The organism is Mesorhizobium sp. M0768 (genome assembly GCF_040320195.1).
GTDB lineage: Bacteria > Pseudomonadota > Alphaproteobacteria > Rhizobiales > Rhizobiaceae > Mesorhizobium.
On sequence record NZ_JAMYPD010000049.1, the window covers coordinates 23,416 to 30,148 of the forward strand.

A 6,733-nucleotide genomic window follows, 5' to 3' on the forward strand; every position below is an offset into this window, starting at 1 on the left:
AGAAACCGACAATGGCCCGCATCACCCTTCGCCAGCTTCTCGACCATGCCGCCGAGCACGGCTACGGGGTGCCGGCTTTCAACATCAACAACATGGAACAGGGCCTCGCCATCATGGAGGCCGCCAGGGCCTGCGATGCGCCGGTTATCATCCAGGCCTCACGAGGCGCCCGTTCCTATGCCAATGACATCATGCTGGCCAAAATGATGGAGGCGTTGACCGAAATCCATCCGGCCATTCCGCTCTGCATCCATCAGGATCACGGCAACAACGAAGCCACCTGCCTGTCGGCGATCCGCCACGGCTTCACCTCGGTGATGATGGACGGATCGCTGATGGCGGATGCCAAGACACCGGCCAGCTACGATTACAACGTCGCCATCACCGAACGTGTCGCACGCATGGCGCATTGGGTCGGCGCTTCGGTCGAAGGCGAGCTCGGCGTGCTCGGCTCGCTGGAAACCGGCCAGGGGGAGGCCGAGGACGGGCACGGCGCCGAAGGTGCGCTTTCCCATGACCAGCTTTTGACCGATCCCGATCAGGCGGTCGACTTCGTGACCGCCACCCGGGTCGACGCGCTGGCGATCGCCTGCGGTACCTCGCACGGCGCCTATAAATTCAGCCGCAAGCCTGACGGCGGCATCCTGGCCATGCAGGTGATCGAGGCGATTCACGAAAAGCTGCCCAACACGCATCTGGTCATGCACGGGTCTTCCTCCGTGCCGCAGGAACTGCAGGATATCATCAACAACTATGGCGGCGAGATGCCCCAGACCTTTGGCGTCCCGGTCGAGGAAATCGAGCGCGGCATCCGCTACGGCGTGCGCAAGGTCAACATCGACACCGATTGCCGAATGGCCATGGCCGGGCAGTTCCGCCGCGTTGCGACGGAGGATCCGCGCGAATTCGATCCGCGTAAATTCCTGAAACCCGCCATGGACGCCCTGCGCGACCTTTGCCGCGATCGCTTCGAACGCTTCGGCACCGCAGGCCACGCGTCGAAGATCAGGGTGATCGCCATGGATGAGATGGCGAAACGTTACGCCGCAGGAAAGCTCGACCCCCATATCGCAACCGCGAAAGCCGCCTGAGCGGCAAACAGGAGACCTGCCATGAACAAGATCGACATGCCCTCAGCAGGCACGCTCAAGGAAGGCAAGGAACGCTACAGGTCGGGCGTCATCCCCTACAAGAAGATGGGCTACTGGGAGCCGGACTACCGGCCCAAGGAGACCGACCTGATCGCCGTGTTTCGGATCACGCCGCAGCCCGGCGTCGACCACGAGGAGGCGGCCGCCGCCATCGCCGGTGAATCCTCTACCGCGACATGGACCGTGGTGTGGACCGACAGGCTGACCGCCTGCGAGCTCTACCGCGCCAAGGCATTCAAATCCGAGCCGGTGCCGAACACAGGTCCAGGCACCAGGATCGAGCAACAGTACTTCGCCTATATCGCCTACGACCTCGACCTGTTCGAGCCCGGCTCCATCGCCAACCTGACTGCATCGATCATCGGCAACGTGTTCGGCTTCAAGGCCGTCAAGGCCCTGCGGCTCGAGGACATGCGCATCCCGGTGGCTTACCTCAAGACCTTCCAGGGCCCGGCGACCGGCATCGTGGTGGAACGCGAGCGGCTCGACAAGTTCGGCCGGCCGCTGCTCGGCGCGACGACGAAGCCGAAGCTTGGCCTGTCCGGCCGCAACTACGGCCGCGTCGTCTACGAGGCGCTGAAAGGTGGCCTCGACTTCGTCAAGGATGACGAGAACATCAACTCACAGCCCTTCATGCATTGGCGCGACCGCTTTCTCTACTGCATGGAGGCTGTGAACAAGGCGTCGGCCGCCACCGGCGAAGTCAAGGGCCATTATCTCAACGTCACCGCCGGCACGATGGAGGACATGTACGAGCGCGCCGAATTTGCAAAACAGCTTGGCTCCTGCATCGTCATGATCGACCTCGTCATTGGCTACACGGCGATCCAGTCGATGGCCAAGTGGGCACGCCGCAACGACATGATCCTGCACCTCCACCGGGCCGGCAACTCGACCTATTCGCGCCAGAAGAACCACGGCATGAATTTTCGCGTCATCTGCAAATGGATGCGGATGGCCGGCGTCGATCACATCCATGCCGGCACGGTGGTCGGCAAGCTGGAAGGCGACCCGCTTATGATCAAGGGGTTTTATGACACGCTGCGCGAGGAGCGCACGCCGCAGAACCTCGAAACCGGGCTGTTCTTCGATCAGGACTGGGCCTCGCTCAACAAGGTGATGCCCGTCGCCTCCGGCGGCATCCATGCCGGCCAGATGCACCAGTTGATCCATTATCTCGGCGAGGACGTCATCCTGCAGTTCGGCGGCGGCACGATCGGCCATCCGGACGGCATCCAGGCCGGCGCGACGGCCAATCGCGTCGCGTTGGAGGCGATGATCCTCGCCCGCAACGAGGGCCGCGACTATCTGCGCGAAGGAACCAAAATCCTCGAACAGGCAGCCAGATGGTGCACGCCGCTCAAGGCGGCCCTGGAGACGTGGAAGGACGTCACCTTCAACTACGAATCGACCGACACGGCCGACTTCGTGCCAACCGCAACGCCGAGCTTCTAGACGAAAGGAACCGTCGCCATGATGACCAATCCCGGAAACAAGGTCACGCAGGGACAGTTTTCGTTCCTGCCCGAGCTAACCGATGAGCAGATTTCGGCGCAGATCAAATACGCACTGAAAAACCACTGGGCGGTCAGCGTCGAGTACACGGACGATCCACATCCGCGAAACACCTATTGGGAAATGTACGGCAACCCGATGTTCGACCTGAGGGACCCGGCGGGCATCCTGCTTGAAGTCGACAATTGCCGGAAAGCTATGCCCAACATGTATGTCCGGGTCACCGCCTTCGATTCGACCAAGGGCTGGGAAGCACCGCGCATGTCATTCATCGTCAACCGGCCACCCAATGAACCCGGGTTCCGGCTGCTGCGCCAAGAGCGTGACGGCCGCAGTCAGGGCTATTCGATCGTGCCTTATGCGACCGACAGGCCCGAAGGCGAACGGAGCTAGGCGAACCATGCTGGACGCGATAGCTAAGAGCGCTGCCGCGCAGGGCGAATCGGTTGATCTACAGGCCGAGTTCGAGGCCTCCAACATCGACGAGGTGATGGACAAGCTCGACCGCGAACTCGTCGGCCTGAAGCCCATCAAGACCCGCATCCGCGAGATCGCGGCGCTGCTTCTGGTCGACCGGCTTCGCCGCAAGTTCGGGCTGATCTCTGGCGCGCCGACGCTGCACATGAACTTTACGGGAAATCCCGGTACCGGAAAGACCACCGTGGCGCTCAGAATGGCCGAAATCCTGCATCGTCTCGGCTATGTCCGCGAAGGCCACATGGTCGCGGTGACGCGCGACGATCTCGTCGGCCAGTATGTGGGCCACACCGCGCCCAAAACCCGCGAAGTGATCAAGCGCGCCATGGGCGGGGTGCTTTTCATCGACGAGGCCTACTATCTCTACAAGCCCGAGAACGAACGCGACTACGGCCAGGAATCGATCGAAATCCTGCTGCAATGCATGGAAAACAACCGTGACGATCTGGTTGTGATTCTTGCCGGCTACAAGGACAAGATGGACCGCTTCTTCGACAGCAATCCCGGCATGCGCTCGCGCATCGCCCATCACCTCGATTTTCCGGACTACGGCGTCAGCGAACTCAAATCAATCGCCGGGATCATGCTGGCGGAACAGAATTACCGTCTCAGCGAAGCGGCGGCCAAGGCGCTCGAAGAGTATCTCCCGATCCGCATGCGGCTGCCGCATTTCTCCAACGCCCGCTCCGTTCGCAATAGCCTCGACCGGGCGCGGCTTCGCCAGGCCGGCCGGCTTTTCGCATCGCGCGACCGGGCGTTGACGAAAATCGATCTTATCACCATCGAGGAATCCGATATTCGCGGCAGCCGCGTGTTCGCGGAAGGTAAGCTCGAAGGCGAACCGGAGACGAAGGCGCGCTGACAAGATGACGGCGGTTGGTGTGCAGCGACCGGAAACGGACGACAGAATGGGAGCCGACGACCATGGATAGCAAGACAATCATCGCGCCCTCGGTGCTTTCCGCGGACTTCTCGCGGCTCGGCGACGAGGTCGAAGCGGTCGTCCGGGCGGGTGCCGACTGGATCCATCTCGACGTGATGGATGGCCATTTCGTGCCCAACATCACCTTCGGTCCGCCGGTGGTCAAGGCGATCCGTAATCGAACGGACAAGGTCTTCGACTGCCACCTGATGATCGCGCCGGCCGACGCCTATCTCGGCGCCTTCGCCGATGCCGGCTGCGACATCATTACGGTGCATGCCGAGGCCGGACCGCATCTCGACCGTTCGCTGCAGGCAATCAGAAATCTCGGCAAGAAGGCCGGCGTGTCGCTGAACCCGTCAACGCCGGAAAGCGTCATCGAATATGTACTTGACCGGCTCGATCTGGTGCTTCTGATGACGGTCAATCCGGGCTTCGGCGGCCAGGCCTTCATCGCGGCGGTCGTCGACAAGGTCAGGCGGGTCAAGGCGCTGGTCGGCCATCGTCCGATCGACATAGAGATCGACGGCGGCGTCACGCCCGAAACCGCTCCGCTGGTCACCGCGGCCGGCGCCAATGTGCTGGTCGCCGGCTCGGCCATCTTTAAGGGCGGCACCGAGGCGGCCTATCGCGCCAATATCGGCGCCATCAGGCAGGCGGCCGACGGGGCGATCCGGAAAGCGGCGTAAACCGTTTCATCGGAGGGCAAACATTTCATCGGAGGAAAACTTGGCGGCAATCCCACCTGTCTGCAATTTCGGCTGGCGAGCCATCGACGCCGTTTTGCCAGGCGCCGACGGCACGTCGCATTCGATCTTAAGCCACGCCGGCCCGAACGGGCTGGTGGTGGCCTTCATCTGCAACCACTGCCCCTATGTGAAGGCGGTGATTTCACGCATGGTGCGCGACGCCAATGACCTCAAGGCCGAAGGCATCGGCTTTGTCGCGATCAACTCCAACGACAGCGACGCCTATCCAGCTGATTCCTTCGACAACATGAAGCTCTTTGCCAGGACGAACGGCTTCACTTTCCCCTATCTCCACGACGAGCACCAGACGGTGGCGCGTGCCTACGGAGCCGTTTGCACCCCGGATTTCTTCGGGCTCAACAGCGAGTTGACGCTGCAATACCGCGGCCGGCTGGACGCGTCGCGACGCGACGCCGAATCGCCCAGGCTGAGGCGCGACCTGTTCGAGGCGATGAAGCAGGTTGCCCGAACCGGCGACGGACCGCTTGACCAGATCGCTTCGATCGGCTGTTCGATCAAGTGGAAGGATGCTGCATGAACGTCGGCGCAGGCAGGCCGTTTCGCTCGCCCAAGGCGATCCTGTTCGACCTCGACGGCACACTGGTCGATTCGGCACCTGATATAGCGGCCGCCGTCAACGAATTGCTGGCCGGCCACGATCTGCCGCCGCTGCGGCTGGATCAGGTCAAGGCCATGATCGGCGGCGGCATCAGGAAACTGGTCGAACGCGCCTTCGCGGCTTCCGGCACGCCGCTCCTCGGCAGCGCGCTCGATGAGGCCAACCGCGTCATGGCGCCGATCTATCGCAGGCATCTGACCGGCCGCACGAGGCTGATGCCTGGCGTCAGGGAGGTTCTCACGCACTTGCATTTGAGCGGAATAGCCATGGCCGTGGTGACCAACAAGCCGCAGCTGGCGGCGCGCGAAATCCTGCTGCATTTTCGGCTGACGGAATATCTCGGCGCGATCGTCGGCGGAGACGCGGTGACATACTTGAAACCGGCGCCAGACGCGCTGTTGCTGGCGCTCGACCTGCTTCAGGTCGAACCTCGTGACACGCTGATGGTCGGAGACAGCAGCGCCGACGTGGCCGCCGCCCGCGCCGCCGGCATGGCCGTCATTCTGCTGCGTGGCGGATACAGCCAAATTCCCGTTGAAGAGCTTGGCGCCGACCTCGTTTGCGACAGCCTGTTCGATCTGCCGTCCGCGATGCAGAGGCTGCAAGACGCTGCATGACCCCAGGCGCAGCCCAGCCAACGCCGGCCGAGCGCAGTCCAACGGCCGGCGGTACCGTGTTATTTTGAGAATTGTTTCAGATAAGCAATGACGTTGGCGATGTCCTCGTCTTTCTTGAGACCGACAAACGCCATCTTGGTTCCTTTGACCATCGCCCTGGGATCGCGAAGGTAGGTCGTCAGCGTGGCTTCGTCCCATTTGACGCCGGACTTGCCGGCCTCGGTCATGGCCTTGGAATAGCTGAACCCCGGATGCGTCCCGGCCGTTCGGCCGATGACGCCGTTCAAGGACGGGCCGACCTTGTTCTGGTCCTTGTCTGCGACGTGGCAGACCTTGCATTTGGCGAAGACCTTCTCACCCGCCGCGGCATCCTGTGCCTGAGACTGGGTAGTGACAAAGGTGGCGACGGACACGGCGGCGAAAAAAGCGACTGCGCGCATGGCATTTCCTCATTGATGGTGTGAGTGCCCGGGACACTTTACGCGTGTCGATGCCTTGATCGCCGGCATTCGTTTTAAAGCGGGAGAGCGAACCATTCGTCCTTCCTCCCCGGACTGGCAGGACCTGCACACCTCGAAAAGCTAGAGCGGTTCCTGATTTGACGGAATCGAAGGGGATTCCGGATCAGTCGGTTTTGTGATTCAAGATGCTGGCTGGAGTGGAGGCCAGCATCGGATGACGCG

Annotated in this window: 8 protein-coding genes; 7 read left to right on the top strand and 1 reads right to left on the bottom strand. The window is 62.2% G+C overall.

Features of this window, described 5'->3' with window-relative positions; all coding sequences use genetic code 11:
- Positions 1–11 precede the first annotated feature (11 nt).
- From fba to gph, 7 genes are all read left to right on the top strand, one after another.
- On the top strand, positions 12–1,091 hold the full coding sequence (fba, locus tag NKI08_RS32050; protein WP_352507750.1) for a class II fructose-bisphosphate aldolase: 1,080 nt from the start codon (positions 12–14) through the stop codon (positions 1,089–1,091).
- Positions 1,092–1,112: 21 nt separating this feature from the next.
- Positions 1,113–2,606 carry a ribulose-bisphosphate carboxylase large subunit gene (locus tag NKI08_RS32055; RefSeq protein WP_502899693.1) on the top strand — a complete coding sequence of 498 codons (1,494 nt, stop codon included), beginning with the start codon at positions 1,113–1,115 and terminating at the stop codon, positions 2,604–2,606.
- A gap of 18 nt (positions 2,607–2,624) precedes the next feature.
- Positions 2,625–3,059, top strand: coding sequence for a ribulose bisphosphate carboxylase small subunit (locus NKI08_RS32060; RefSeq protein ID WP_352474618.1), 435 nt, complete (start codon positions 2,625–2,627; stop codon positions 3,057–3,059).
- A gap of 7 nt (positions 3,060–3,066) precedes the next feature.
- Positions 3,067–4,005: a CbbX protein gene (gene cbbX / locus NKI08_RS32065; RefSeq protein WP_352775146.1), complete on the top strand. Its 939-nt coding sequence runs from the start codon at positions 3,067–3,069 to the stop codon at positions 4,003–4,005.
- Positions 4,006–4,067: 62 nt separating this feature from the next.
- Entirely contained in the window at positions 4,068–4,754 is a 687-nt protein-coding gene (gene rpe / locus NKI08_RS32070; protein ID WP_352541879.1) for a ribulose-phosphate 3-epimerase, read from the top strand.
- A gap of 40 nt (positions 4,755–4,794) precedes the next feature.
- Positions 4,795–5,352 (top strand): thioredoxin family protein, encoded by a 558-nt coding sequence (locus NKI08_RS32075; protein WP_352775149.1) that lies wholly within the window; start codon positions 4,795–4,797, stop codon positions 5,350–5,352.
- Entirely contained in the window at positions 5,349–6,050 is a 702-nt protein-coding gene (gene gph, locus NKI08_RS32080; protein WP_352775152.1) for a phosphoglycolate phosphatase, read from the top strand. The genes NKI08_RS32075 and gph overlap by 4 nt, the downstream gene beginning before the upstream one ends.
- A gap of 59 nt (positions 6,051–6,109) precedes the next feature.
- Here the strand turns inward: gph and NKI08_RS32085 are convergent, their stop codons facing one another.
- On the bottom strand, positions 6,110–6,490 hold the full coding sequence (locus NKI08_RS32085; protein WP_352503280.1) for a c-type cytochrome: 381 nt from the start codon (positions 6,488–6,490) through the stop codon (positions 6,110–6,112).
- Positions 6,491–6,733 lie beyond the last annotated feature (243 nt).